Annotated in this window: 25 protein-coding genes and 1 pseudogene; 11 read left to right on the forward strand and 15 right to left on the reverse strand. The window is 66.3% G+C overall.

Annotation, left to right across the window (positions count from 1 at the left end; translation table 11 throughout):
• The first annotated feature begins 60 nt into the window (after positions 1-60).
• The 3 genes from VAR608DRAFT_RS15810 to istB all read left to right on the forward strand — a co-directional run bounded on the left by VAR608DRAFT_RS15810 (position 61) and on the right by istB (position 2,937).
• Positions 61-300, forward strand: a complete 240-nt coding sequence (locus VAR608DRAFT_RS15810) for a hypothetical protein (RefSeq protein ID WP_088954916.1) — start codon at positions 61-63, stop codon at positions 298-300.
• Between the two features lie 320 nt (positions 301-620).
• Positions 621-2,147 (forward strand): IS21 family transposase, encoded by a 1,527-nt coding sequence (gene istA, locus VAR608DRAFT_RS15815; protein ID WP_088958814.1) that lies wholly within the window; start codon positions 621-623, stop codon positions 2,145-2,147.
• Positions 2,140-2,937, forward strand: coding sequence for an IS21-like element helper ATPase IstB (gene istB, locus VAR608DRAFT_RS15820; protein WP_088954917.1), 798 nt, complete (start codon positions 2,140-2,142; stop codon positions 2,935-2,937). Before istA ends, istB begins: the two co-directional genes overlap by 8 nt.
• 124 nt (positions 2,938-3,061) lie before the next feature.
• Here istB and VAR608DRAFT_RS15825 read toward each other — a convergent pair whose 3' ends face one another.
• The 12 genes and pseudogenes from VAR608DRAFT_RS15825 to VAR608DRAFT_RS15885 form a co-directional block, all read right to left on the reverse strand.
• Positions 3,062-4,312 (reverse strand): recombinase family protein, encoded by a 1,251-nt coding sequence (locus VAR608DRAFT_RS15825; RefSeq protein ID WP_088954918.1) that lies wholly within the window; start codon positions 4,310-4,312, stop codon positions 3,062-3,064.
• A gap of 140 nt (positions 4,313-4,452) precedes the next feature.
• Positions 4,453-4,746 (reverse strand): hypothetical protein, encoded by a 294-nt coding sequence (locus VAR608DRAFT_RS15830; protein ID WP_197700434.1) that lies wholly within the window; start codon positions 4,744-4,746, stop codon positions 4,453-4,455.
• Between the two features lie 136 nt (positions 4,747-4,882).
• A pseudogene (locus VAR608DRAFT_RS15835) lies at positions 4,883-5,620 on the reverse strand (reverse transcriptase domain-containing protein); the annotation flags it as partial.
• Between the two features lie 433 nt (positions 5,621-6,053).
• Positions 6,054-6,473, reverse strand: coding sequence for a F0F1 ATP synthase subunit epsilon (locus VAR608DRAFT_RS15845; protein ID WP_088954921.1), 420 nt, complete (start codon positions 6,471-6,473; stop codon positions 6,054-6,056).
• Positions 6,474-6,621: 148 nt separating this feature from the next.
• Complete coding sequence (gene atpD / locus VAR608DRAFT_RS15850; RefSeq protein ID WP_088954922.1) at positions 6,622-8,037, reverse strand: F0F1 ATP synthase subunit beta; 1,416 nt, start codon at positions 8,035-8,037, stop codon at positions 6,622-6,624.
• Between the two features lie 38 nt (positions 8,038-8,075).
• Positions 8,076-8,951, reverse strand: coding sequence for a F0F1 ATP synthase subunit gamma (gene atpG, locus VAR608DRAFT_RS15855; RefSeq protein WP_088954923.1), 876 nt, complete (start codon positions 8,949-8,951; stop codon positions 8,076-8,078).
• Positions 8,952-8,972: 21 nt separating this feature from the next.
• The gene (atpA, locus tag VAR608DRAFT_RS15860) at positions 8,973-10,526 is read right to left on the reverse strand and encodes a F0F1 ATP synthase subunit alpha (RefSeq protein WP_088954924.1); all 1,554 of its coding nucleotides are present in this window, start codon (positions 10,524-10,526) and stop codon (positions 8,973-8,975) included.
• A gap of 36 nt (positions 10,527-10,562) precedes the next feature.
• Positions 10,563-11,093 carry a F0F1 ATP synthase subunit delta gene (locus VAR608DRAFT_RS15865; RefSeq protein WP_088954925.1) on the reverse strand — a complete coding sequence of 177 codons (531 nt, stop codon included), beginning with the start codon at positions 11,091-11,093 and terminating at the stop codon, positions 10,563-10,565.
• Positions 11,094-11,100: 7 nt separating this feature from the next.
• Positions 11,101-11,571 carry a F0F1 ATP synthase subunit B gene (locus tag VAR608DRAFT_RS15870; RefSeq protein ID WP_088954926.1) on the reverse strand — a complete coding sequence of 157 codons (471 nt, stop codon included), beginning with the start codon at positions 11,569-11,571 and terminating at the stop codon, positions 11,101-11,103.
• 82 nt (positions 11,572-11,653) lie between these two features.
• Entirely contained in the window at positions 11,654-11,917 is a 264-nt protein-coding gene (gene atpE, locus VAR608DRAFT_RS15875; protein ID WP_088954927.1) for a F0F1 ATP synthase subunit C, read from the reverse strand.
• Positions 11,918-11,975: 58 nt separating this feature from the next.
• Positions 11,976-12,845: a F0F1 ATP synthase subunit A gene (atpB, locus tag VAR608DRAFT_RS15880; protein WP_088954928.1), complete on the reverse strand. Its 870-nt coding sequence runs from the start codon at positions 12,843-12,845 to the stop codon at positions 11,976-11,978.
• Between the two features lie 13 nt (positions 12,846-12,858).
• On the reverse strand, positions 12,859-13,347 hold the full coding sequence (locus tag VAR608DRAFT_RS15885) for an ATP synthase subunit I (protein ID WP_088954929.1): 489 nt from the start codon (positions 13,345-13,347) through the stop codon (positions 12,859-12,861).
• Positions 13,348-13,523: 176 nt separating this feature from the next.
• On the opposite strand from VAR608DRAFT_RS15885, the gene VAR608DRAFT_RS15890 reads away from it, so the two are divergent.
• The 8 genes from VAR608DRAFT_RS15890 (at position 13,524) to VAR608DRAFT_RS15925 (ending at position 20,839) form a co-directional block, all read left to right on the forward strand.
• Positions 13,524-14,441, forward strand: coding sequence for a D-amino acid aminotransferase (locus VAR608DRAFT_RS15890; RefSeq protein ID WP_088954930.1), 918 nt, complete (start codon positions 13,524-13,526; stop codon positions 14,439-14,441).
• On the forward strand, positions 14,438-14,755 hold the full coding sequence (locus VAR608DRAFT_RS15895; protein WP_088954931.1) for a YbeD family protein: 318 nt from the start codon (positions 14,438-14,440) through the stop codon (positions 14,753-14,755). The genes VAR608DRAFT_RS15890 and VAR608DRAFT_RS15895 overlap by 4 nt, the downstream gene beginning before the upstream one ends.
• Before the next feature lie 55 nt (positions 14,756-14,810).
• On the forward strand, positions 14,811-15,488 hold the full coding sequence (gene lipB, locus VAR608DRAFT_RS15900; RefSeq protein WP_088954932.1) for a lipoyl(octanoyl) transferase LipB: 678 nt from the start codon (positions 14,811-14,813) through the stop codon (positions 15,486-15,488).
• 18 nt (positions 15,489-15,506) lie between these two features.
• On the forward strand, positions 15,507-16,499 hold the full coding sequence (gene lipA / locus VAR608DRAFT_RS15905) for a lipoyl synthase (protein ID WP_088954933.1): 993 nt from the start codon (positions 15,507-15,509) through the stop codon (positions 16,497-16,499).
• 46 nt (positions 16,500-16,545) lie between these two features.
• On the forward strand, positions 16,546-18,090 hold the full coding sequence (locus tag VAR608DRAFT_RS15910; protein ID WP_088954934.1) for a class I adenylate-forming enzyme family protein: 1,545 nt from the start codon (positions 16,546-16,548) through the stop codon (positions 18,088-18,090).
• Positions 18,071-19,183: an SLC13 family permease gene (locus tag VAR608DRAFT_RS15915; protein WP_088954935.1), complete on the forward strand. Its 1,113-nt coding sequence runs from the start codon at positions 18,071-18,073 to the stop codon at positions 19,181-19,183. The genes VAR608DRAFT_RS15910 and VAR608DRAFT_RS15915 overlap by 20 nt, the downstream gene beginning before the upstream one ends.
• Positions 19,184-19,220: 37 nt before the next feature.
• Positions 19,221-19,925 (forward strand): AraC family transcriptional regulator, encoded by a 705-nt coding sequence (locus tag VAR608DRAFT_RS15920; protein ID WP_088954936.1) that lies wholly within the window; start codon positions 19,221-19,223, stop codon positions 19,923-19,925.
• A 74-nt stretch (positions 19,926-19,999) separates the two neighbouring features.
• A complete protein-coding gene (locus tag VAR608DRAFT_RS15925; RefSeq protein ID WP_088954937.1) occupies positions 20,000-20,839 on the forward strand; it encodes a DMT family transporter in 840 nt (279 codons plus the stop codon).
• Positions 20,840-20,842: 3 nt separating this feature from the next.
• On the opposite strand, the gene VAR608DRAFT_RS15930 is transcribed toward VAR608DRAFT_RS15925, so the two are convergent.
• From VAR608DRAFT_RS15930 to VAR608DRAFT_RS15940, 3 genes are all read right to left on the reverse strand, one after another.
• The gene (locus VAR608DRAFT_RS15930; RefSeq protein WP_088954938.1) at positions 20,843-21,880 is read right to left on the reverse strand and encodes an NADP-dependent oxidoreductase; all 1,038 of its coding nucleotides are present in this window, start codon (positions 21,878-21,880) and stop codon (positions 20,843-20,845) included.
• A gap of 86 nt (positions 21,881-21,966) precedes the next feature.
• Positions 21,967-23,418, reverse strand: coding sequence for an aldehyde dehydrogenase (locus tag VAR608DRAFT_RS15935; RefSeq protein ID WP_088954939.1), 1,452 nt, complete (start codon positions 23,416-23,418; stop codon positions 21,967-21,969).
• Between the two features lie 31 nt (positions 23,419-23,449).
• Complete coding sequence (locus tag VAR608DRAFT_RS15940; RefSeq protein ID WP_088954940.1) at positions 23,450-24,160, reverse strand: ABC transporter ATP-binding protein; 711 nt, start codon at positions 24,158-24,160, stop codon at positions 23,450-23,452.
• Positions 24,161-24,196 lie beyond the last annotated feature (36 nt).

The raw sequence follows: 24,196 nt of genomic DNA on the forward strand, positions 1-24,196 counted from the left end.
GCCGCCCGGATTGCGTGGCCCCTCGGGCCCGCCGGACGGCCTGTTCGAGTTCGGGATCGAGTGTCGGATCGTGATGGTGTCGTCGTCAACGACGACCTCCTTGACGAGCAGCCTGACGATGCGCTGTCGTTCCAGAACGTCCAGATCCTGCACCTGCATGCGCAGGCGTTCAAGGAACTCGCCCAGTGTGTGAGCGAGGCGCAGATAAATTGCTTGATCGGCCAATTGGCTTCGCAACGATTCGATTTCCGCCTTCAACCGTGTCTCGCGCTGGCGCAACTCGGGCATGCGTCGGCGTAGCTCGTCCAGGCTGAGCAGGTCCTCTTGGTAGGCCGTCAGCAGCCGGTCAACGCGCCGCTGAACCTGCAGCAACTCGCGCGTGATCCTCTCCTGGTTGCGTTGGGCCGGATGGGATGTGCGCGCCGCCTCCACCCGCCGGGTCAGTTCGGCCTGAATCAGCCCAGGGTCTTCGAGCAATCGAGCAACCTCGGTCCACACCGTTGTTGGCGCCGACCGAAAATTGACCCACCTGTGAGGATTGTGCCGACCGAAATTTGACCCGGGTGTTCAACCTACCCTGCTGTTTTTTTGTGCAGCAGGAGATGTAAGGAGTGATCACCATGGCCATGATTGGCAAGGTTCGGCGGATGCATTTCCGCGAGAACAAGACGGTGCGCGAGATTGCGCGGGCGACGAGCCTGTCGCGCAATACGGTGCGCAAATACCTGCGGGTGCGGCAGGTCGATGAACCGCGGTATCGGCGGGCGGCGGCGCCGACCAAGCTGACGCCGTTCCACGAGACGATCCTGCAGGCGCTGAAGGCTGACGCGCGGCGGCCCAAGCGCGAGAGGCGCACGGCCCGCGCGCTCCACGAGGAGCTCAAGGCCACTGGCTACGACGGGGGCTACAGCCGGCTGACCGATTTCATCCGGGAGTGGCGCCAGCGCGAGGGCCTTGATCTGAGCGCCAAGGCGTACGTGCCACTGGCCTTCGAGTTGGGTGAGGCGTTCCAGTTCGACTGGAGCGATGAAGGACTGGTGATCGCGGGGGTGTACCGGCGCGTGATGCTGGCGCACATGAAGCTGTGCGCGTCCAGGGCCTTCTGGCTGGTGGCCTACCCGAGCCAGGGCCACGAGATGCTGTTCGACGCGCACACGCGCGGGTTTGCGGCGCTGGGCATCGCGCGTCGCGGCATCTATGACAACATGAAGACGGCCGTGGACAAGGTCAAGAAGGGCAAAGGGCGCGTCGTCAACTCACGCTTCGCCGTGATGTGCGCTCACTACCTGTTCGATGCTGACTTCTGCAACGTCGCTGCGGGCTGGGAGAAGGGCATCGTGGAGAAGAACGTGCAGGACAGCCGGCGGCGCGTGTGGCTGGAGGCGACCAAGCGGCGCTGGGGCAGCTTCGAGGAGCTCAACGCATGGCTGGCGACACGGTGCCGTCAGTTGTGGCAGGAGGTGCGCCACCCCGAACATGAAGCCTTCAGCATCGCGGAGATGCTCGAGCACGAGCGGACCCACCTGATGCCGATGACGGTGGCGTTCGACGGCTACGTGGAGAAGGCCGCACGCGTGTCGAGTACCTGCCTGGTGTCGGTGGCGCGCAACCGCTACTCGGTGCCGTGTGAGCTGGCCGGTCAGATGGTGTCGACAAGGCTGTACCCGAGCCGTGTGAAGGTGGTGGCGGGCGACCAGGTGGTCGCCGACCACGAGCGCCTCGCTGACGAGAGCAGGACGCAGTACGACTGGCAGCATTACATCCCGCTGCTGCAGCGCAAGCCCGGGGCGCTGCGCAATGGGGCACCGTTCGCCGACATGCCTGAGCCGCTGCAACGGCTGCGGCGCGCCTTGTTGCGCGAGGCTGGCGGGGATCGCGTGATGGCGCAGGTGCTGGCCATCGTGCCCAGCGCCGGGCTCGACGCGGTCCTGGTGGCAGTGGAACTCGCGCTGGAGAGTGCGCCGCCGTCGGGCCGTGTGAGTGTCGAGCATGTACTCAACGTGCTGGGGCGGATGAACGCAGCGCCCCCGCCGCAGAACGTCAGGACGGCGTTGCAGTTGAGCGTGCCGCCGCTGGCGGACACGGCGCGCTATGACCTGCTGCGCGCAGGCGCGGCCCTCGCGGCCGAGGAGGTCGGCCATGCGTGACCTCATCACGGAGCTCAAGGAGTTGCGTCTGCACGGCATGGCTGGGGCATGGGCCGATCTGGTCGACCAAGGCAGCAGTGCGGCGGTGGATTCCTCGCGCTGGCTGATCGAGCACCTGCTGGAGGCGGAGGGCACTGATCGTGCAATGCGCTCGGTGCGTCACCAGATGACGGCGGCGAAGTTCCCGGTGCATCGCGACCTGGCGGGCTTCGACTTCGGCATCTCGCCGGTGGATCGTAAGCTCGTGATGCAGCTGGCGGACATGTCGTTCACCGAAAACGCGCACAACGTGGTCCTGGTAGGTGGAACAGGCACGGGCAAGAGTCATCTTGCAACCGCCATCGGCGTGAGCGGCATCACGCGACATGGCAAGCGTGTTCGCTTCTACTCGGTGGTGGACTTGGTCAATGCGCTGGAGCAGGAGAAGGCCCAGGGCAAGGCCGGGCGCATCGCGGCAAGCCTGATGCGCATGGACGCGGTCGTATTGGACGAATTGGGGTATCTCCCCTTCAGTCAAGCCGGCGGGGCGCTGCTGTTCCATCTGCTCAGCCGGCTGTACGAGCACACCAGCGTGGTCATTACAACGAACCTCGACTTCGGCGAATGGTCCACGGTGTTCGGCGACGCGAAGATGACCACGGCACTGCTGGACCGGCTCACGCACCACTGCCACATCCTGGAGACGGGCAACGAGTCGATCCGCTTCACGCGCAGCACGGCCGCGGCCAAGAAGCGCGTCAAGGAGCGTGAAATGAGTCGCAGGTCTCCTCAGGAGCTGCCGCAGGTGTAGGCGCCGCCATAGGCCCGTTCTGCGGCCTTCCTAGGGGGATGAAGCCTCCAGCGAAGGCCGCCGCGCGCGGGGCAAGCTGCTACGGGCTACGCCCTTCGCAGCTTGCCCCGCGCGACTTCCACCGTCATGGAGAACATCCTTCGTCGGCAAACAACCTACACTTATCCACAGTCGGCACGAACGCTGCCGGCTTCCATCCCCGGGTCAGAATTCGATCGGCAGGGTGGGTCACATTTGAATCGGCGCCGACACACACCGTATCCTCCAGCAGATCGAGCCGGATGGGCCGCGCATTGCACCGCGCCTTCCCTTGGTAGCGCCACGCGTCCGATCCCAGGCATCGGTAGTAGTAGATCTTGCGCGCGCTGCTGCACGTGGAAGTCCGATACAGCGCATAGCCGCATTCGGCGCAGTGCACCAAGCCCTGCAAAATACTCGGCTCGACCGTACGGCGTGGGGAGAACTTCTTGTTGTCTTGCAGTCGCTCTTGCGCCAGATCGAATGTCTGCTCATCCACCAGCGCAGGAACGGGGATCTGTATCCACTGATCAGGGGGCGTTTCGTGTTGGGTTCGAGTACCGCGCCGCGGTGGTCGGCTGCTCATGCGCACGGCACGGCTGCTGCGGCGCTGTCGCGGGGCCTCTTGTGTCTTGCCGAAGCAGGCCAAGCCTCGATACGCCGGATTGCGCAGCATCGCCCAGATCGTCGAGCGCTCCCAGCAGGACTGCCCCTTCCTCGTGGGCACGGCGACCTCGTTGAGTCGCCGCGTGATTGCACCGATGCTCAGCGCCTGCGCTGTGTACAGATCGAAGACCTGACGGACCACCTCGGCCTGCTCCTCGATGACCTCGTAGTAGGCCGCTCGTTCCTCGGTCTTGCGCATGTAGCGATAGCCATACGGGGCGCCACTGAGCACGCTGATCTCGCCCTGTTTGGCGCGGTGGCGCTTGCCGCGGCGCGAGCGCTCCAGGATCTGGGCGCGTTCGTATTCGGCGATCATGCCCTGGAACTGCAGCAGCAACTGGTCCTCAGGTGTTTGCGACTGCGGCGCTTTGATGAAGATCGTCTCCACGCCGTGACGCAGCCATTCCTCGGTGAGCAGGACCTGGTAGGCATACTTGCGACTGAGTCGATCCGGCGATAGCACCAGAACGGCCTGAATCTGACCTTCAGCGACGAGGTCTCGGACTCGCTCCAGGCCTGGTCGAATCAGTGTGGCTCCGCTAAAGCCCTCGTCCTCGAAGATCCACTCAGCCGGTACGCTGAAACCTTGGCTTGAAGCGAACGTCATCAGTGCGGCCGTTTGACTGTTGATCGTCTTGTCCTCCTTCTGCTGGTCGGAGGACACCCGTGCATAGATCGCCGCTGTCTTCATGAGCGTGCCCTCCTATTCGGCCAGCCTCGCCGGTACGGCGGGTTCGATCGGGAACCAGGATGTCATAGACCTGTTCGAGCTTGGCGCTGAACAAGCGGTCAAAACAATATTCGAATCGGACCTGGCGACTGTGGCGGCGCTCAGCCACGCCGACGCTCCCGAGCCACCAAGGCCGAGACGGCACGCGAAACCACATCGCCGATCGTCGAACCCGTGGCATGCGCGTGCTCGCGCAGCGTCGTGACGATGTCCCCGGGCACCTTGATGGTGATGGCCACGCTGGGTGCCGAGACCGCCACAGGGCGTTTGATCGTCTGGGCTTCCTGCAAATAGCGATAGGCTTGGCGCTGCGACAACCCGAACTGTTCGGTCAGCATCGCCGCAGCCTGCGCGACAGCATGGCCTTGAGTGAGCAGATCGAATGCAGCGTTCAAGCGTTGGGCCCTTTCGGCGCCGGAGGATCGCGACATTGGACGCAAACATATTACCTCTTGCGTCTAAAGTCAAGAATCGATCGCGTCCGGCACAACGCAACGCACCGCTCAAACTCGAAGTTGCCTTTTGCGTCTATGGCGTGAGTGGCCCGCCTTGCGGCGTGCCCTCAAACCGTTCGCTGTGCACCCCGTGCGCCAGGATGCCCGCTTGCAGGTAACGGCGAATCAGCCGCAGCACCTGCTTGTCCGCTATCCGCTTTGCCAGGCGGTCCATCAGGATGTCGTGGTTCACGCGGTCGAAGAATTTCTCCAGATCCACGTCTACCACGATCCCGTAGCCCGCCTGCGCGTACTGCTGCGCCTCCAACACCGCGTCGTGCGCGCTTCGCCCCGGCCGGAAGCCGTGACTGTGCTCGCTGAAGGTCGGATCGATGAGCGGTTGCAGTACTTGCAGCAGCGCCTGCTGGATCAATCTGTCCACGACGGTCGGTATCCCCAGTTCGCGCATCCCGCCACCCGGTTTGGGAATGCCCACGCGGCGCACCGGCTCGGGCCGGTAGCTGCCGTCCAACACTCTTCTTCGGATGGCCGGCCACGCTGTCTTGAGATAGTCGCCCGTTTCTTGCACTGTGCGTCCATCGACGCCAGCGCTGCCCTTGTTGGCCTTCACGCGTTTCCACGCGCGCGCCATGTTCTCTCTGGCCAGCGCCTGCCCCAGCAGGTCAGTGGCCCCACAGTTCGTTTGTTCACGGCGCGCCAGCGTTGCTTCATCGCTCCCGGCTTCAGACGCGGCTTCACCGCGCCTCACTCCCGTGCGCCCCGGTCCGTCTTGCGACCTCCCGGGCTTCTGATGCAATGCACCGCCAAGCCTCATGACTCGTCACTGTCCTTCTCGTTCGGTTCTTCGTCGGGTCGCCCCGACTACTACAACCTCTGCTGACTTCTCGCTCCACCTCATCGGTGTCGCCCTTTCAGGCACAAGGCGAGATCTCCCCAGGTAAGAACGCCATCCTTCACCGCACAGCCGTCGCATCTACGTCACCTCGCCTTGACCACAAGGGCTTCGCGATCATTTGCCCGCTCGCCCTGCTCGGCACCGCCTCATATGCGCTTCGTGTTCCTCGACTCGCGGCTTACGCTCCATGCTTCCTTCCCACGCTCGGTCGCCCTCACGCAGTTGCACTTCACTTCGCTCACTGTGGTCAGCTCGCGGGAGGACTCGCACCTCCAGGATCGCGCCCATGCTGGGCGCACAAATAAAAAAGCCGCCCAAAGGCGGCTTTTTCGGAGAAGTCAGACCGTGCCGGTCACTTCTTCTGGCGGTACTTGCGCAGCGCAGCGATCTGCGCGGCCATCACGGTGAGTTCGGACTGGGCCAGGGCGATGTCGATGTCGCTCTTGGCGTTCTTCAGAGCCTCTTCGGCGCGCGCCTTGGCGGCGCTGGCCTTCTCGTCGTCCAGGTCCTTGCCGCGGATCGCGGTGTCGGACAGCACGGTCACCGTGGTCGGCTGCACTTCCAGGATGCCACCGGCCACGAAGACGAATTCCTCGCCGCCGTCGGCCGTCTCGATGCGCACGGCGCCGGGACGGATGCGCGTGATCAGCGGCGTGTGGCGCGGGTAGATGCCGAGCTCGCCGGCTTCGCCGGGGAGCGCGACGAACTTGGCCTCGCCCGAGAAGATGGACTCCTCGGCGCTGACCACGTCCACATGAATAGTGTTAGCCATCTGCTAATTCCTTCAGTATTCCACTGACCCGCGATGCGTGACCTCGGCGCAGCCCAACCCAGGGCACCCGCGGAACCGGCTTTGCCGGGCCGCTGGGTGCGCCCCCGGAGAGGGGGAGCGCCGAAGGCGCATGGGGGTGAGCGTCATTTCACGCGACCTTCTTCGCCTTCTCGAACGCTTCGTCGATGCCGCCCACCATGTAGAACGCCTGTTCCGGCAGGTGGTCGCATTCGCCGTTCACGATCATCTTGAAGCCGCGGATCGTCTCGGCCAGCGGCACGTACTTGCCCGGCGAGCCGGTGAACACTTCGGCGACGTGGAAGGGCTGCGACAGGAAGCGCTGGATCTTCCGGGCGCGGGCCACGGCCAGCTTGTCTTCCGGCGCGAGTTCGTCCATGCCCAGGATCGCGATGATGTCGCGCAGTTCCTTGTAGCGCTGCAGCGTGCCCTGCACGGCGCGGGCCACGTTGTAGTGATCTTCGCCGACCACGTGCGGGTCGAGCTGGCGCGAGGTCGAGTCGAGCGGATCCACGGCGGGGTAGATACCGAGCGAAGCGATGTCACGCGACAGCACCACGGTCGAGTCGAGGTGGGCGAAGGTCGTGGCGGGCGACGGGTCGGTCAAGTCATCCGCCGGCACGTACACGGCCTGGATCGAGGTGATCGAGCCGACCTTGGTCGAGGTGATGCGCTCCTGCAGGCGGCCCATTTCCTCGGCCAGCGTCGGCTGGTAGCCCACGGCGGAAGGCATGCGGCCCAGCAGGGCGGACACTTCGGTACCGGCCAGCGTGTAGCGGTAGATGTTGTCGACGAAGAACAGAACGTCGCGGCCTTCGTCGCGGAACGATTCGGCGATCGTCAGGCCGGTCAGCGCCACGCGCAGACGGTTGCCCGGCGGCTCGTTCATCTGGCCGTAGACCATCGACACCTTGGAGTTCGCCAGGTTCTCCTGGTCCACCACCTTGGCGTCCGACATTTCGTGATAGAAGTCGTTGCCTTCGCGCGTACGCTCGCCCACGCCGGCGAACACCGACAGGCCCGAGTGCGCCTTGGCGATGTTGTTGATGAGCTCCATCATGTTCACGGTCTTGCCCACGCCGGCGCCACCGAACAGGCCCACCTTGCCGCCCTTGGCGAACGGGCAGACCAGGTCGATCACCTTGATGCCGGTTTCGAGCAGGTCCTGCGAGGGCGAGAGCTCGTCGTATTCCGGAGCATTGCGGTGGATCGGGGCCGTGAGTTCCTGGCCGACCGGACCGCGCTCGTCGATCGGGTTGCCCAGCACGTCCATGATGCGGCCCAGCGTGGCCTTGCCGACCGGCACCGTGATCGCCGCACCGGTGTTGACCACGGTCAGGCCGCGGCGCAGACCGTCCGACGAACCGAGCGCAATCGTGCGGACCACGCCGTCGCCGAGCTGCTGCTGCACTTCGAGGGTCAGGCCGCCGCCTTCGTACTTCAGGGCGTCGTAGATCTTCGGCATCCGGTCACGCGGAAACTCCACGTCGACCACGGCGCCAATACATTGAACGATCTTGCCTTGAGCTGCGTTTTCTTGAGCCATCATCTGCTCCGATAAAAATTTAAATCTGGTTGGCTGGCTCAGACGCCAGCGGCGGCTGCAGCGCCCGAAACGATTTCGGACAGCTCCTTCGTGATGCCTGCCTGGCGGGTCTTGTTGTAGACCAGCTTGAGTTCGTCGATCACGTTGCCGGCGTTGTCGGTGGCCGCCTTCATCGCGACCATGCGGGCCGACTGCTCGGAAGCCATGTTCTCCGCCACGGCCTGGTACACCAGCGATTCGACATAGCGCACCAGCAGCTCGTCGATCACGCTCTGCGCGTCGGGCTCGTAGATGTAGTCCCACGAGTGCTCGCCCTGCTCGGGCTTCAGCGCCTCGGCAGGCAGCGGCAGCAGCTGCTCGACCACCGACTCCTGGCGCATCGTGTTGATGAACTTGGTGTAACAGAGATAGACCGCGCTGAGCTTGCCTTCGGCATAGGCGTCGAGCGCCACCTTGACGGGACCGATCAGCTTGTCGAGGTGCGGCGTGTCGCCCAGCTGGGTGACATGCGACACGACGCGGGCGCCGACGCGGCCGAGGAAACCCAGGCCCTTGTTGCCGACAGCGACCGCCTCGATGGCCGTGCCGGCCGACTGCAGTTCGCGAATCTTGGACGTCACGGAACGCAGCACGTTGGTGTTCATGCCGCCGCACAGGCCCTTGTCGGTCGTCACGACGATGAAGGCCGCGGCCTTCACGTCGTGCGTCCTCATGAAGGCGTGGGTGTACTCCGGGTTCGCCTTGCCAAGGTTGGCCGCGATGTGGCGGATCTTCTCGCTGTAGGGGCGGGCGGCACGCATGCGATCCTGCGCCTTGCGCATCTTCGACGCGGCCACCATTTCCATGGCCTTGGTGATCTTCCTGGTGTTCTCCACCGATTTGATCTTGCCGCGGATTTCCTTACCAGCTGCCATTGGGGCTCCTTGCTTGGTCGATCAGGCGAACGACTTCTTGAACGCGGTGACGGCTGCGCTCAGCTCGGCTTCGGCGTCCTTGTCGAGGGCCCGGGACTGCTCGATCTTGTCGAGCAGCGCGCCATGGCTCGCCTTCAGGAATTGATGCAGACCATGCTCGAACGAGAGGACCTGCTTGACGTCGAGATCGTCCATGAAGCCCTTGTTCACCGCGAACAGCGAGGCACCCATCAGCGAGATGGGCAGCGGGCTGTACTGGGCCTGCTTGAGCAGTTCGGTCACGCGGGCGCCGCGGTCGAGCTGCTTGCGGGTCGCTTCGTCGAGGTCGGAAGCGAACTGCGCGAAGGCTGCGAGTTCACGGTACTGGGCGAGGTCGGTACGGATACCGCCGGACTGGCCCTTGATGACCTTGGTCTGCGCCGACGAACCCACGCGCGACACCGAGATACCGGCGTTGATGGCGGGGCGGATACCGGCGTTGAACAGGTTGGTTTCCAGGAAGATCTGGCCGTCGGTGATCGAGATCACGTTGGTCGGAACGAAGGCGGACACGTCGCCGGCTTGCGTTTCGATGATCGGCAGCGCGGTGAGCGAACCGGTCTTGCCCTTGACTTCACCCTTGGTGAAGGCTTCGACGTAGTCGGCGTTCACGCGCGCGGCGCGCTCGAGCAGACGGCTGTGCAGGTAGAACACGTCGCCAGGGTAGGCTTCGCGGCCCGGCGGGCGGCGCAGCAGCAGCGAGACCTGGCGGTAGGCCACGGCCTGCTTGGACAGGTCGTCATAGACGATCAGCGCGTCCTGGCCGCGGTCGCGGAAGTATTCGCCCATCGTGCAGCCCGAGTACGCGGACACGTACTGCATGGCGGCCGATTCGGAAGCCGAGGCGGCGACGACGATGGTGTATTCCATCGCGCCGGCTTGTTCGAGGGAGCGCACCACGTTCTTGATCGACGAGGCCTTCTGGCCGATCGCGACGTAGACGCAGGTCATGTTCTGACCCTTCTGGTTGATGATCGCGTCGATCGCCACGGCCGTCTTGCCGGTCTGGCGGTCGCCGATGATCAGCTCGCGCTGGCCACGGCCGATCGGCACCATCGAGTCGATGGACTTCAGGCCGCTCTGCATCGGCTGGTCGACCGACTGGCGTGCGATCACGCCCGGGGCGACCTTCTCGATCACGTCGGTCATCTTGGCGTTGACCGGACCCTTGCCGTCGATCGGCTGGCCCAGGGCGTTCACCACGCGGCCGATCAGCTCGGGGCCGACCGGCACTTCCAGGATGCGGCCCGTGCACTTGACGGTGTCGCCTTCGGAGATGTGCTCGTACTCGCCCAGAATCACGGCGCCGACCGAGTCGCGCTCGAGGTTCAGCGCGAGGCCGAACGAGGGCGTGCCATCGGCCGTGGGCGGGAACTCGAGCATTTCGCCCTGCATGGCGTCCGACAGGCCGTGCACGCGCACGATGCCGTCGGTCACCGACACCACGGTGCCTTCGTTGCGGATGTTCGCGCTGACGCCGAGACCCTCGATGCGGCTCTTGATCAGTTCGGAAATTTCTGCGGGATTGAGTTGCATGACTCTTTCCTTCTTTCGTTAAGGGGGCTGACGGCCTCAGGCCACCAGCGCAACTTTCATTTGTTCAAGACGCGCTTTGACGGAGGTGTCGAGCACTTCGTCGCCGACCACGACGCGGATGCCGCCGATCAACGACGGGTCCTGCTGGACCGTGACCTGCAGCTTGCGGGCGAAGCGCTTTTCGAGCGTGGCAGCCACGCTGCCGAGCGCAGCCGCATCGATGGGGAAGGCGCTGTACACCACGGCATCGGACAAACCGCTCTGTGCGTTCGCCAGGGCGTGGAACTGCCTGGCGATTTCCGGCAGCGCATGGAAGCGCCCGTTCTCGAGCAGCGCCGCGAGGAAGTTGTTCGCGGCAGGCGGCAGCGGCGCGCCGAACGCGCCGGCGACCACATCGAGCACCTGTTCGTTGGTGGCCTTGGGGTTGTCCGCAAGCTGCTGCAGTTCGTGGTTGGCGCCGATGGCCGCAACCTTTTCGACCCAGGCTGCCGCGCCGCTCAGATCCGACGCCGAGGCCTTGAACAGCGCTTCGGCGTAGGGACGTGCAATGGTGGCGAGTTCTGCCATGGCTTGATCAGAGTTCCGTCTGCAGGCGGGTCAGCAAATCGGCGTGGACGGCCGGATTCACTTCCTTGCGCAGGATCTGCTCGGCGCCCTTGACGGCCAGCACGGCGACCTGCTCACGCAGGGCTTCGCGCGCCTTCATGGCCTGCTGGTCGGCTTCGACGCGGGCGGCGGCGATGATCTTGTTGCCTTCTTCCGTGGCGCGGGCCTTGGCCTCTTCAACGATGGCCTGCGCACGACGTTCGGCATCTGCAAGACGCTGGGCGGACTCGTTGCGAGCCTGGCCGAGTTCGGCCTCGACGCGCTTGTTGGCGGCGCTCAGCTCGGTCTTGGCCTTGTCGGCAGCAGCCAGGCCATCGGCGATCTTCTGGGCACGATCGTCCAGCGCCTTGGCGATAGGCGGCCACACATACTTCATCGTGAACCCGACCAGGATCAGGAACACGATCATCTGGATGATCAGGGTACCGGTAATGCTCACTTTTTGTTCCCTCTCTTTGGGAATGAATCCAAGGTCATTCGGCGAGGAACGACATGGGTTCGACGAGAAAGCCTGGGCCGATTTACTTGGCGACGGCGGCGATCTGCGAGAGGAACGGGTTGGCAGTTGCGAACCAGAGCGCGATACCGGTGCCGATAATGAACGCGGCGTCGATCAGACCAGCCAGCAGGAACATCTTGGTTTGCAGTTCGCCCATCAGCTCAGGTTGACGCGCGGCCGACTCGAGGTACTTGCTACCCATGATGCCGATACCGATACAAGCGCCAACAGCACCCAGACCGATGATCAGGCCGGCGGCCAGGGCGACAAAGCTAATAACTTCCATGATGACTCCTAGAGGACTTGGTTGAAGAGAAAAGAAAAACGAAACTGAAAGCGGGCGATCAGTGGTGATCGTGTGCCTGACCGATGTAGACGAGCGTCAGCATCATGAACACGAAGGCCTGCAGCGTGATGATCAGGATGTGGAAGATGGCCCACGCGGTGCCCGCGATGATGTGGCCGATGGCCAGGAGGATGCCGGTCGCGGAAAGCGTCCAGGCGCCGCCCATCAGCGCGATGAGCAGGAAGATCAGTTCGCCGGCGTACATGTTGCCGAACAACCGCATGCCGTGGGAGACGGTCTTGGAGACGAACTCGACGATCTGCATCGCGAAGTTGAACGGGTACAGCGCCCAGTGGTTGCCGAACGGCGCGGTGAAGAGCTCATGCACCCAGCCGCCGAGGCCCTTGATCTTGATGTTGTAGTAGAAGCAGAGCAGCAGCACGGTGACCGAGAAGCCCATCGACACCGAGAGGTCGGCCGTCGGCACGACGCGCAGATAGGCATGGTGGGCCTCGCCGCCGGCGGCGGTGTAGGCGCCGGTCCAGATGGCAGGCAGCAGATCGACCGGCAGCAGGTCCATCGCGTTGAGCGTCAGGATCCACAGGAAGACGGTCAGCGCCAGCGGGGCGACGTACTTGCGGCTTTGCGCGTTGTGGACGATGCCCTTGGCTTGCTGGTCGACCATCTCGACGAGGATCTCGACGGCAGCCTGGAAGCGCCCCGGAACGCCCGAGGTCGCCTTGCGGGCGGCGCGCCAGATGACCCAGCAGATCAGCGCGCCGAGCACGATCGAAAAGAAAATCGAGTCGAGGTTGAAAACGGACAGATCGGCCACACTCTTCGGTGTGTGGCTCTGAAGATGCGTCAAATGGTGAATGATGTATTCACCGGCGGTCGGACCATGTTCCGCAGCGTTTTCAACAGCCATTCGTTACTCGTTCTTAAAGTTTGGGGCGCTTGGGAGCCAGCATCACAGCCACCCAGGTCGCCTTCATTGTCACCACCAGGCCGATCAGCATTGCTGGCCAGCTCAGCGCCACTACCAGCCTCGGCGCGGCGATCAGCATCGCCATCGTCAAGGCCAACTTGACCATTTCCCACAAGAAGAATCCGAATACCGCAGTACCCGGATTCAACGAAGCAAACCTTCCGGTCAGCCCCCGCGCGAACACCGCCGCGGGCAGAACCACCGCGAGCGCGCCGTATCCGGCGGACCATCCCAGATTTTGCCTCCCTGTGAGCCCCCAGGCGGCCAAGGCCACCAGGAGTCCCGCCGCGACCTGAATCGCGATCACGCGCCATGGCGAGATCAACGGCTTCCTGTCGCGAAGCCGCTGCGCCTCCTCGGCTGTCAGCGGCTTGTAATCTTCTTCCGGGTCAGGGCTGTCCTCATGGAATCCCTTCGAGGCATCGCGGGCGTTTGTTTTCATTTCAAATGAAGCCCGAATGACGACCCAGAATTTCTACAAAGCCATTGATTATAGGTAGAAAGACACGGGCTTCCGTCAGGTTGACGACACATGCGCGGAAATGGCCTTGACAGCCGGATGCCGAATCGGCATCGGCCGGGTTGGAAAGCCACGATCCGCCCCCACCATAATTCCCCATGCACCCGATCATCGACGCCCTCCCCGATTCACTCTGCTACCTCGACGGCACCTACACGCCCCTCTGCGACGCGAAGGTGAGCGTGCTGGACCGGGGCTTCATCTTCGGCGACGGCGTCTACGAGGTCGTGCCGGTCTATGAAGGCCATCTCTTCTGCTTCGACGAGCACATGGCGCGCCTCGAACGCTCGCTGGCCGAACTGCAGATCGAGAATCCGCTGAGCGCGTCGCAATGGCAGGGCATCGCCGCGCGGCTGATCGAAGCCTCGCCCGCCGCTGCGCGCGCGGGCACGCAGGGCCTCTACATCCAGGTGACGCGCGGCGTCGCGCCACGCGAACACGCGATGCCGCAAGGGCTCACGCCGACGGTCTTCGTCATGCTCAATCCGATGAAGCCGGTGCCGGACGCCGTCCGCGCCAAGGGGGTCGCCTGCGTCAGCGCGCACGATTTCCGCTGGCAGAAGGCGCACATCAAGAGCACCAGCCTGCTCGGCGCGGTGCTGGCGCGCCAGATCAGCGTCGAAGCCGGCGCGGCGGAAACCATCATGTTCCGCGGCAAATGGCTCAGCGAGGCGTCGTCGAGCAACGTGTGGATCGTCAAGCAAGGCGCAGTCGTCGGGCCGCCGAAGGACGAACTGGTGCTCGCCGGCATCCGCTACGGCCTGATCGAGCGCCTGTGCGCCGAAGCCGGCATCCCCTTCACGTTGCGCCGCGTCGCGCGCGAGGAAGTCTTCGACGCCGACGAGTTGCTGCTGTCCTCGGCGAGCAAGGAGATCCTGCCGGTCGTCACGCTCGATGGCCGGGCGATCGGCAGCGGCCGGCCCGGCCCCGTCTTTCAAACCCTTTTTGCCGGCTACCAGCGAGCCATCGAAGATGCGAAGGCGAGCAGCACCCAGGACAACGGAGTCACAGCATGAGCACCCCCAGCACCCCGCCCAGCGGCGCAACGCCCGACACCCCGGTGGATCCGCGCAAGGATTCGCTGATCGAGTACCCCTCGAAGTTCCCGATCAAGGTCATGGGCGCCAAGGTCGACGGCTTCGTGCATGCGGTCACGCAGGTCGCCGAGCGCTTCGACCCGGGCTTCGACGCCAGCACCGTGGAACTGCGCCCGAGCAAGGCCGGCAACTACCTCGGCGTGACGATCACCGTCACCGCGACCAGCCGCGAGCAGCTCGACGACCTGTACCGCGCGCTCTCCAGCCATCCGATGGTCAAGGTGGTGCTCTGAGCCGCCCGGCCGCTCCGAAGGCGAATCCCGAAGCGCTGCTGCGCGAGGGCGGTCAATGAGCGCCCTGCAGGTCTCGCTGCTCGGCCGCGTCGACTACGCCGCGACCTACGCGGCAATGCAGAAGGCGACCGAAGAGCGTTCGGCGGATTCGCCCGACCAGCTCTGGATCTGCGAGCATCCGCCGGTCTACACGCAGGGCTTGGCCGGCAAGGCCGACCATGTGCTGAACCCCGGCGAGATCCCCGTGGTGCAGACCAATCGCGGCGGCCAGGTGACCTACCACGGCCCCGGCCAGGTGGTGGCCTATCCGCTGATCGACCTGCGGCGCGCCGGCTACTACGTCAAGGAATACGTCTATCGCATCGAGGAATCGGTGATCCGCACCCTCGCCCACTTCGGCGTGACCGGCCACCGCGTCGGCGGCGCGCCGGGCATCTACGTGCGGCTCGACGACCCGTTCTCGCATGCGGCGCTGACCGGCCCGGCACACCCGGACGACCCGTTCCGCGGCCTCGGCAAGATCGCCGCGCTGGGCATCAAGGTGAGCCGGCACTGCACATACCACGGTGTCGCCCTCAACGTGGCGATGGACCTCGAACCCTTCACCCGCATCAACCCTTGCGGCTATGCCGGGCTGAAAACCGTCGACCTTTTTACAATCGGGGTCCGAACAACCTGGGACGAAGCGGCGCAGGTGCTGGGCAGCAAGCTCAACGTCTACCTCGCACCTTGAGCCCGCCAGAGAGAACGCATGAGCACCCCGCACGTTGAACCCACCGTGGTCCGAGAGGCCCAAAGCGCCGCCGACTACAACCCCTCGGCCAAGCAGAAGGCCGCCGCCAAGCTGTCCCGCATCCCCGTCAAGGTGGTCCAGGGCGAGGTGCTCAAGAAGCCCGAGTGGATCCGCGTCAAGGCCGGTTCGCCCACCACCCGCTTCTACGAGATCAAGCAGATCCTGCGCGAGAGCAACCTGCACACCGTGTGCGAAGAGGCTTCGTGCCCGAACATCGGCGAATGCTTCGGCAACGGCACCGCCACCTTCATGATCATGGGCGACAAGTGCACGCGCCGTTGCCCCTTCTGCGACGTCGGCCACGGCCGCCCCGATCCGCTCGACAAGGACGAGCCGCTCAATCTCGCGAAGACCATCGCCAAGCTGCGCCTCAAGTACGTGGTGATCACGAGCGTCGACCGCGACGACCTGCGCGACGGCGGCAGCCAGCACTTCGTCGACTGCATTCGCAGCACGCGCGAGCTGTCGCCCCAGACGCAGATCGAGATCCTCGTGCCCGACTTCCGCGGCCGCGACGACCGCGCGCTGGAGATCCTCAAGGCCGCGCCGCCGGACGTGATGAACCACAACCTCGAGACCGTGCCGCGCCTCTACAAGGAAGCGCGCCCAGGCAGCGACTACCAGTTCAGCCTCAGCCTGCTGAAGAAGTTCAAGGCGCTGCACCCCCAGGTGCCGACGAAGAGCGGCATCATGGTCGGCCTCGGCGAGACCGATGAAGAGATCCTGCAGGTCATGCGCGACATGCGCGCGCACGACATCGAGATGCTGACCATCGGCCAGTACCTCGCGCCGAGCAACAGCCATCTGCCGGTGCGCCGCTACGTGCATCCCGACACCTTCAAGATGTTCGAGGAAGAGGCCTACAAGATGGGCTTCAGCCATGCCGCGGTGGGCGCAATGGTGCGCTCGAGCTACCACGCCGACCAGCAGGCCCACGCGGCCGGCGTCTAGCCGCCCCTCGCCCGGGAGACGGGCGGGCATTCCAGGCAGAAGAACAATGAACGACTTCGAACGAGCCATCGGGCGCGACTTCGGCGTGATCGCCGAACTCGTTCATCTCCACGCCGGACAATCGCCGGACCGCCCGGCGCTCGCGGATGCGCAGCGCTCGCTGTCCTACGGCGCGCTCGACGCGCTGATGGATCGCATCGCGGCCAGCCTCCAGCGCGATAGCCTGCAGGCGGGCGACGCCATCGCCATCTGCGCGGCATCGAGCGTGAACTACGCCGCCATCTTCCTCGGCGCGCTGCGCGCCGGCATCGCCGTGGCGCCGCTCGCGCCGGGCTCCACGCCGGCAAGCCTCGCGCGCATGATCGAGGACGCGGGCGCTCGCCTCCTCTTCGTCGATGCCGCGGCCGCCGAAACCATCGGGACCGCGGCGGCGCCTTCGGTCCCGCGCATCGCGATCGATGGCTCCACCGCCGGCGGCGACTTCGAGGCCTGGCTCGCGCCCGCCGGCAGCGCGCCCGCGCCCGTCCGGCCAGAACCGTCCTGGCCCTTCAACATCATCTATTCCTCCGGCACCACGGGCGAGCCCAAGGGCATCGTGCAGGGCCACGGCATGCGCTGGGCGCACGTGCGGCGCGGCGCGAAATACGAGTACGGCCCCGAGACCGTCACGCTGCTGTCGACGCCGCTCTACTCCAACACCACGCTGGTCGTGTTCTTCCCGACCATCGCCTTCGGCGGCTGCGTGGTGCTTAGCCCCAAATTCGACGCCGCGGGCTACCTGAAGCTCGCCGAGCGCCTGCGCGTCACGCACACCATGCTGGTGCCGGTGCAGTACCAGCGGCTGATGGCGCGGCCCGATTTCGACGCCCACGACCTGTCGAGCTTCCGCTTCAAGTTCAGCACCAGCGCGCCGTTCAACGCCGCGCTCAAGGCCGACGTGCTCGCGCGCTGGCCCGGCGGGCTGATCGAGTTCTACGGCATGACCGAAGGCGGCGGCACCTGCATCCTCGAAGCGCATCTGCATCCGGACAAGCTGCACACGGTCGGCCAGCCCGCCGAAGGCAGCGACATCCGCCTCGTCGACGAATCGGGCCGCGAAGTGCCGGTCGGCGAAGCGGGCGAGGTGGTCGGCCACTCGGCCGGCATGATGGTCGGCTACCACCGCCAGCCGGAGAAGACGCGCGAGGTCGAGTGGTTCGACGCCAGCGGCAAGCGCTTCATCCGCACCGGCGACGTCGGGCGCTTCGATGCCGACGGCTTCCTCACGCTGTTCGATCGCAAGAAGGACATGATCATCAGCGGCGGCTTCAACATCTACCCGAGCGATCTCGAAACCGTGCTGCGCGGCCATCCGGCGGTGGCGGACGTGGCCGTGGTCGGCGTGCCCTCCGAGCAATGGGGCGAGACGCCGGTGGCCTTCGTGGTGCGCCGCGAAGGCGATGCCACCGATGACAACACCTTGCTGCAATGGACCAACGCGCAGTTGGGCAAGACGCAGCGCCTCGCGCGGCTGAACTTCGTCGACGAGCTTCCGCGCAGCGCGATCGGCAAGGTGCTCAAGCGCGAGTTGCGTGAACGCGAAGCCCGTTGACGCGCACGAAGGCGGCGGCAACGGCCTGCTGTGGGTGCTGCTCGCCGCGGCGGCCGTGTTCGCCTTCGTGCGGCCGCGCGCGCCCCTCGAATACGTCCGGCTCGTCGACTGGCAGACCATCGGCGCGCTCGCCGGCCTGCTCGCGATCACCCAGGGCGTCGAGCGCAGTGGCATGCTGCAGAAGCTCGCGACGCAACTGCTTTCGCGCACCACCGAGCTGCGCCATCTGGTCTACCTGCTGACCGCGAGCGCGGCGCTGCTCTCGGCGCTGGTCACCAACGATGTCAGCCTGTTCCTGCTGGTGCCGCTCACCCGCGTGCTCGCCCAGCAGGCGCATCTGCCGCTCGGGCGTCTCGTGGTGCTGCAGGCGCTGGCGGTCAACGCGGGCTCGGCGCTCACGCCGATCGGCAATCCGCAGAACCTCTTTCTCTGGCACCGCTCGGGCGACAGCTTCGTCGGCTTCATGGCGATGATGGCGCCGACGGTCGCGGTCATGCTGTTCTGGCTCTTCGCCGCGATCCGCTTCCTGGTGCCGCGCGCGCCGATCCTGCTCAAGCCTTCGGGCGACGAGGTGCCGGTGGAGCCGCGCCTGCTGACGCTCTCGGGCCTGCTGTTCGTCGCCTTCGTGGTCGCGCTCGACCGGCACCGGATGCTGGCGGGACTCGCACTGGTGTTCGGCGCCTTCCTGCTGCTGCGCCCGCGCGTGCTGCTCGGCGTGGACTGGACCCTGCTCCTGATCATCGCGCTGATGTTCATCGACCTGCGCCAGCTCGCGGAGCTGCCCGCGGTGAACGCGCTGTTCGCGCAGTTGCCGATCCGCGAAGGCTGGCGCCCCTACCTCGCGGCCATCGTCACTTCGCAGGTGATCAGCAACGTCCCGGCCGCCATCCTGCTCGAAGGCTTCGTGCACGACCTGCCTGCGCTCGCGGCCGGGGTGAGCGTCGGCGGCTTCGGCTGCGTGCTGGGCTCGCTCGCGAACCTGATCGCGCTCAGGCTCGCCAAGCTGCCGAACGGGCTGCGCGAATTCCATCGCATCAGCATTCCGTTCCTGCTGGTCTGCGGCCTGACCGCGCTGCTGCTGCGGCTCGGGTGACAGGGCCGCGCGCGGCGTGGAAAATCGACCGTCTCCCATGGGCGCCGCACTTCCTTCTTCTTCGAACGGCCTTTCGCTGCGACGCTACGGCGCATCGCGCGGCAGCCACGCGCACGACCATTTCCAGGTGCTGATCGGCCTCGATGGCGTGCTGGACCTCGAGGTCGAAGGCCGCGGCCGCCGCGTCGGCGCCGGCGACGGCTGGGTGGTCCCGCCCGGCGACCGGCACGACTTCGAATCGAAGAACGGCAGCCGCTGCCTCGTCCTCGACACCACGCAGGATCTCTGGGCGCAATGCGCAGGGCGCGCGCCGCTCGCGCCGCAACTGCTGGCGCTGGCACGCTATCTGGCGCTGTGCGTCTCGGAGCCCGGGACCTCGCCCACCGCCCTGCACCAGGCGCCCGCCCTGCTGCTCGAAGCCTGGGGTCCCGTGGTGCCGAACGGCCGCCGCCGCGCGATCGACTGGCAGGGCCTCTCGGACTGGGCGCGAAGCCGCTGGCATCGCCCGCTCGGCGTCGCCGATCTCGCGGCGGTCGCTTGCCTGAGCCCGAGCCAGTTCGCACAGCGCTGCCGCGACGAGCAAGGCATGAGCGCGATGCACTGGCTGCGCGCGCAACGGCTGCTGCAGGCGCGCCAGTTGCAGGGCCGCGGCATCAGCGTTGCCGAAGCCGCGCGGCGCACCGGCTACCGCTCGCCTTCGGCGCTGACGGCGGCGATGCGGCGCTCGGGCCACGCCGGCTGAAGCGCCACCGAATCCTCGGCGCGCGACGACGCATCGTCGTTTCGCGACGATCGCAGCGCTTAAGCTCGGCGGCCATGTCTTCGACCCTCTATGCCCTCGCCGCCATCGCCCTCTGGGCCACCTTGGCCTCGCTGGGCACTTCGCTCTCGCACCTGCCGCCATTCCTGCTCACCGGCCTCGCGCTCTTGATCGGCAGCGCGATGAGCTGGCCGCTGGTGCTGCGCAATCCGCGCGCCTGGGCGGTGCCGGGTCGCACGCTGGCGCTGGGCGTCTACGGGCTGTTCGGCTTCCACTTCCTGCTGTTCATCGCGCTGCGACTGGCGCCACCGGTGGAAGCGAATCTCGTCAACTATCTCTGGCCGCTCTTCATGGTGGTGCTGGCGCCGGTGCTGCTGCCGCGCATGTCGCTGCGGCCCTTGCATGTGGTGGCCGCCCTGCTCGGCTTCGCGGGCGCGGCGATCGCGATCCTCGGCGCGCGCGGCGCGGCCTCGGGCGGCGGCAGCTACTGGGGCTTCCTGCCGGCGCTCGGGTCGGCCTTCATCTGGGCGAGCTATTCGCTGTGGACGCAGCGCGTCGCGGCCTTCCCGACGACCGCGATCGGGTTGTTCGGGCTGGTCTCCGGCGCGCTCTCGCTCGTCTGCCATGCGCTGCTGGAGCCCTCCGTGACGCTCTCTTCGAGCGACTGGCTGCTGGTCGCGCTCTGCGGGCTCGGCCCGCTCGGCGCCGCGTTCTTCTTCTGGGACATGGCGCTCAAGCGCGGCGATGCGCGGCAGATCGGCATCCTGAGCTACATCACGCCGCTGGCTTCCACCGCGCTGCTGCTCGTCGTGACGCAACGGCCGCTGAGCTGGACGATCGCGCTCGCGGCCGCGCTGATCATCTCCGCGGCCGTGATGGGCACGCGGGCGCGCTGAGCTTCAGTCCGCGACCTTCAGGACCAGCTTGCCGAAGTTCTCGCCGGTGAAGAGCTTGGTCAGCGCCTCGGGGAAAGTTTCGAGCCCTTCGACCACGTCCTCGCGGCTCTTCATGCGGCCGTCCTTCAGGTAGGCCGACATCTCGGCGATCGCGAGGTGGTAGCGGTCGGCATAGTCGAACACCACCATGCCCTGCATGCGCGCGCGGTTCATCAGGAGGCTCAGGTAGTTCTTCGGGCCCTGGATCGGCGTGGTGTTGTTGTACTGGCTGATCGCACCGCAGATGATGATGCGCGCGCCGCGCGTGATCTTCGCCAGCGCCGCATCGAGGATGTCGCCACCGACGTTGTCGAAGTAGATGTCGATGCCCTTGGGGCAATGCGCCTTCAGCCCCTCGCGCACCGCCGCCGGACCGGCCTTGTAGTCGATGCAGGCGTCGAAGCCCAGCTCCTTGACCACGAAGTCGCACTTGGCCTGCCCGCCGGCGATGCCGACCGCGCGGCAGCCCTTGATCTTCGCCAGCTGGCCGACGGTCTGCCCCACCGCGCCGGCCGCGCCGGACACCACCACGGTCTCGCCCGGCTTGGGCTCGCCGATGTCCATGAGGCCGAAGTAGCCGGTCATGCCCGGCATGCCGAGCACATTGAGCCACTGCCCGATCGTGCCGAGCGAGAGGTCGATCTTCGAAAGGCCCGAGCGCTTGATCTCCTCCTCTGGGATGAGCGCGTATTCCTGCACGCCGAGCGAGCCGTAGACGATGTCGCCCACCGCAAAGGCCGGATTGCGCGACGCGACCACGCGGCCCACGCCGCCGGCGCGCATCACCGCGCCGAGCTCGACCGGCGCGATGTAGCTCTTGCCCTCGTTCATCCAGCCGCGCATCGCGGGGTCGAGCGAGAGCGACAGCGTCTTGACCAGCACGCCGCCTTCCGCCGGATCGCCGGCCGGCTCGGTGGTGAACTGCCAGTCGTCGCGGGTGGCCGCGCCTTGCGGGCGCTTGGCGAGACGGATCTGCCGGTTGCTCAGGGTGGTGGTGCTCATGCGCGTGTCTCCTTCAGGGCTGGGGCTCTCGCATCGTAGCCCCGACCGGCGCCCCGGCGGGTAGCGAAGGCGACACCCGCGCGGCGTCAGAAGGGGTACTGCCGCGGCGTGGTCTGCACCGTGATCCAGCGCAGCTCGGTGAAGGCCTCGATGCCGGCCTTGCCGCCGAAGCGGCCATAGCCCGAATGCTTGACGCCGCCGAAAGGCATCTGCGCCTCGTCGTGCACCGTCGGGCCGTTCACGTGGCAGATGCCGGATTCGATGCGGCGCGCGACGTTGAAGGCGCGTGCGATGTCGCGCCCGAACACCGCGGACGAGAGGCCGAACTCGTTGTCGTTGGCGGTCGCGACCGCTTCCTCGACGCCGTTCACGCGCACCACCGCCTTCACCGGCCCGAAGGATTCCTCGCGGTAGATCAGCATTTGCGGCGTGACATGGTCGATGACCGTTGCCGGCATCAAGGTGTTCTCGGCGCGGCCGCCGCAGACCAGCTTGGCGCCCTTGGCGAGCGCATCGTCGATGAGCGCATTGCAGCGCGCGACCGTGCTCGCATCCACCACCGAGCCGAGCACCACCGGGCCTTCGCGCGGATCGCCGACCGGCAGGCTCTTCGCCTTGGCAGCGAACCTGGCGACGAATTCATCGGCGATGGCCGCATCGACCACGATGCGTTCGGTCGACATGCAGATCTGGCCCGAATTGGCGAAGGCGCCGAAGGCCGCCGCGTTCACCGCCACGTCGATGTCGGCATCGTCCAGCACCACGAGCGGCGCCTTGCCGCCGAGTTCGAGCACCGCGGGCTTGAGGTACTTGGCGCAGGTCTGCGCAATGATGCGGCCCACGCGCGTGGAGCCGGTGAAGTTCACGCGCCGCACCGCCGGATGCGCCACCATCGCCTCGACCACCGCGCCGGCATCGGCCGGCGCATTGGTGATGAAGTTGACCACGCCCGGCGGCAGGCCGGCTTCGTTCGTCGCATCGACGATCAGCGCGTGCGTCTCGGGGCACAGCTCCGAGCCCTTGAGCACCACCGTGTTGCCGCAGGCGAGCGGCGTCGCGATCGCGCGCGTGGCGAGGATCACGGGCGCGTTCCACGGCGCGATGCCGAGCACCACGCCGGCCGCCTGGCGCACACCCATCGCGAGGCTGCCGGGGACGTCTGAAGGGATCAGCTCGCCGCCGATCTGCGTGGTGAGCGCCGCGGCTTCGGTGAGGAGCCCTGCGGCCAGATGCACATTGAAGCCGGCCCACATCGCCGACGCGCCGGTCTCGCGCGCCATCGCCTTGATGAAATCCACGGTGCGCGCTTCGAGCGCATGCGCCGCCTTTTGCAGCAGTGCGCGGCGTTCGCCGGGGCCGGTCTGGGACCAGGCCGCGAAAGCGGCCTGCGCGGCCTCGACGGCCGCGATCGCATCGCGCGTCGTGGCGGCCGGTGCCTCTGTCGCGACGCCGCCGTCGAGCGGATTGCGGCGCTCGAAGGTCGCGCCGCCCTCGGCCTGGCGGCGCTCGCCGTTGATGAGCATGGAAATGGTGGTCATGCGAAAACTCCTCGAAGCAAAGTGGGTGAGATCAGGCCTTGCCGAGATAGGCGTGGCGAATCACGTCGGAATGAAGCAGCGCCTCTGCATCCCCGGAAGCCACGACGCGCCCGCGTTCGAGCACATAGCCCCGGTCGGCCGCCTGCAGCGCCTTGCGCACGTTCTGCTCGACCATGAGCACGGTGACGCCCTGCGCCGCGATGCGCCGCACGATGGCGAGCAGCTCGTCGACCATGCGCGGCGCGAGCCCGAGCGAAGGCTCGTCGAGCATCAGCAGGCGCGGGCCGCTCATCATGGCGCGCGCCACCGCGACCATCTGCTGCTCGCCGCCGCTCATGGTGCCGGCCAGTTGCGATGCGCGTTCCTTCAAACGCGGAAAGTCTTCGAACGCACGGGCGAGCCGCTGTGCGCGCACCTTGGCCGGCACCAGCCAGCCGCCGAGTTCGAGGTTCTCGGTGACGGTCATCTGCGGGAACAGCTGCCGCCCTTCCGCGACCAGCGCGAGCCCGTGGCGCACGCAGGCAGTTGCGTCCTCCGCCGGCAGCGCGCCATCGTCGAGTTTCACCTCGCCGCGGCGCGGCAGCAGGCCGGCAAGCGACTTCAGCAAGGTGGTCTTGCCCGCGCCGTTCGGCCCGAGCACCACGGTGATGCCCGGCAGCACATCGATGTCGATGCCCTGCAGCACCTGGAAGCCGTGGTAGCCCGCCAGCAGGCCGCGCACTGTCATCCGGCTGGCGCTCATTGCACGACCCTCGCGCAGCGGCGCTTCGGGATTCGC

Source organism: Variovorax sp. HW608 (genome assembly GCF_900090195.1).
GTDB lineage: Bacteria > Pseudomonadota > Gammaproteobacteria > Burkholderiales > Burkholderiaceae_C > Variovorax.

Excerpts from the sequence above, each read along its gene's own strand:
- istA (WP_088958814.1), top strand. The coding sequence starts at position 621 with ATGGCCATGATTGGCAAGGTTCGGCGGATGCATTTCCGCGAGAACAAG.
- istB (WP_088954917.1), top strand. The coding sequence starts at position 2,140 with ATGCGTGACCTCATCACGGAGCTCAAGGAGTTGCGTCTGCACGGCATG.
- VAR608DRAFT_RS15825 (WP_088954918.1), bottom strand. The coding sequence starts at position 4,312 with ATGAAGACAGCGGCGATCTATGCACGGGTGTCCTCCGACCAGCAGAAG.
- VAR608DRAFT_RS15845 (WP_088954921.1), bottom strand. The coding sequence starts at position 6,473 with ATGGCTAACACTATTCATGTGGACGTGGTCAGCGCCGAGGAGTCCATC.
- atpD (WP_088954922.1), bottom strand. The coding sequence starts at position 8,037 with ATGGCTCAAGAAAACGCAGCTCAAGGCAAGATCGTTCAATGTATTGGC.
- atpG (WP_088954923.1), bottom strand. The coding sequence starts at position 8,951 with ATGGCAGCTGGTAAGGAAATCCGCGGCAAGATCAAATCGGTGGAGAAC.
- atpA (WP_088954924.1), bottom strand. The coding sequence starts at position 10,526 with ATGCAACTCAATCCCGCAGAAATTTCCGAACTGATCAAGAGCCGCATC.
- VAR608DRAFT_RS15865 (WP_088954925.1), bottom strand. The coding sequence starts at position 11,093 with ATGGCAGAACTCGCCACCATTGCACGTCCCTACGCCGAAGCGCTGTTC.
- atpE (WP_088954927.1), bottom strand. The coding sequence starts at position 11,917 with ATGGAAGTTATTAGCTTTGTCGCCCTGGCCGCCGGCCTGATCATCGGT.
- atpB (WP_088954928.1), bottom strand. The coding sequence starts at position 12,845 with ATGGCTGTTGAAAACGCTGCGGAACATGGTCCGACCGCCGGTGAATAC.
- VAR608DRAFT_RS15885 (WP_088954929.1), bottom strand. The coding sequence starts at position 13,347 with ATGAAAACAAACGCCCGCGATGCCTCGAAGGGATTCCATGAGGACAGC.
- VAR608DRAFT_RS15890 (WP_088954930.1), top strand. The coding sequence starts at position 13,524 with ATGCACCCGATCATCGACGCCCTCCCCGATTCACTCTGCTACCTCGAC.
- VAR608DRAFT_RS15895 (WP_088954931.1), top strand. The coding sequence starts at position 14,438 with ATGAGCACCCCCAGCACCCCGCCCAGCGGCGCAACGCCCGACACCCCG.
- lipB (WP_088954932.1), top strand. The coding sequence starts at position 14,811 with ATGAGCGCCCTGCAGGTCTCGCTGCTCGGCCGCGTCGACTACGCCGCG.
- lipA (WP_088954933.1), top strand. The coding sequence starts at position 15,507 with ATGAGCACCCCGCACGTTGAACCCACCGTGGTCCGAGAGGCCCAAAGC.
- VAR608DRAFT_RS15910 (WP_088954934.1), top strand. The coding sequence starts at position 16,546 with ATGAACGACTTCGAACGAGCCATCGGGCGCGACTTCGGCGTGATCGCC.
- VAR608DRAFT_RS15920 (WP_088954936.1), top strand. The coding sequence starts at position 19,221 with ATGGGCGCCGCACTTCCTTCTTCTTCGAACGGCCTTTCGCTGCGACGC.
- VAR608DRAFT_RS15925 (WP_088954937.1), top strand. The coding sequence starts at position 20,000 with ATGTCTTCGACCCTCTATGCCCTCGCCGCCATCGCCCTCTGGGCCACC.
- VAR608DRAFT_RS15930 (WP_088954938.1), bottom strand. The coding sequence starts at position 21,880 with ATGAGCACCACCACCCTGAGCAACCGGCAGATCCGTCTCGCCAAGCGC.
- VAR608DRAFT_RS15935 (WP_088954939.1), bottom strand. The coding sequence starts at position 23,418 with ATGACCACCATTTCCATGCTCATCAACGGCGAGCGCCGCCAGGCCGAG.
- VAR608DRAFT_RS15940 (WP_088954940.1), bottom strand. The coding sequence starts at position 24,160 with ATGAGCGCCAGCCGGATGACAGTGCGCGGCCTGCTGGCGGGCTACCAC.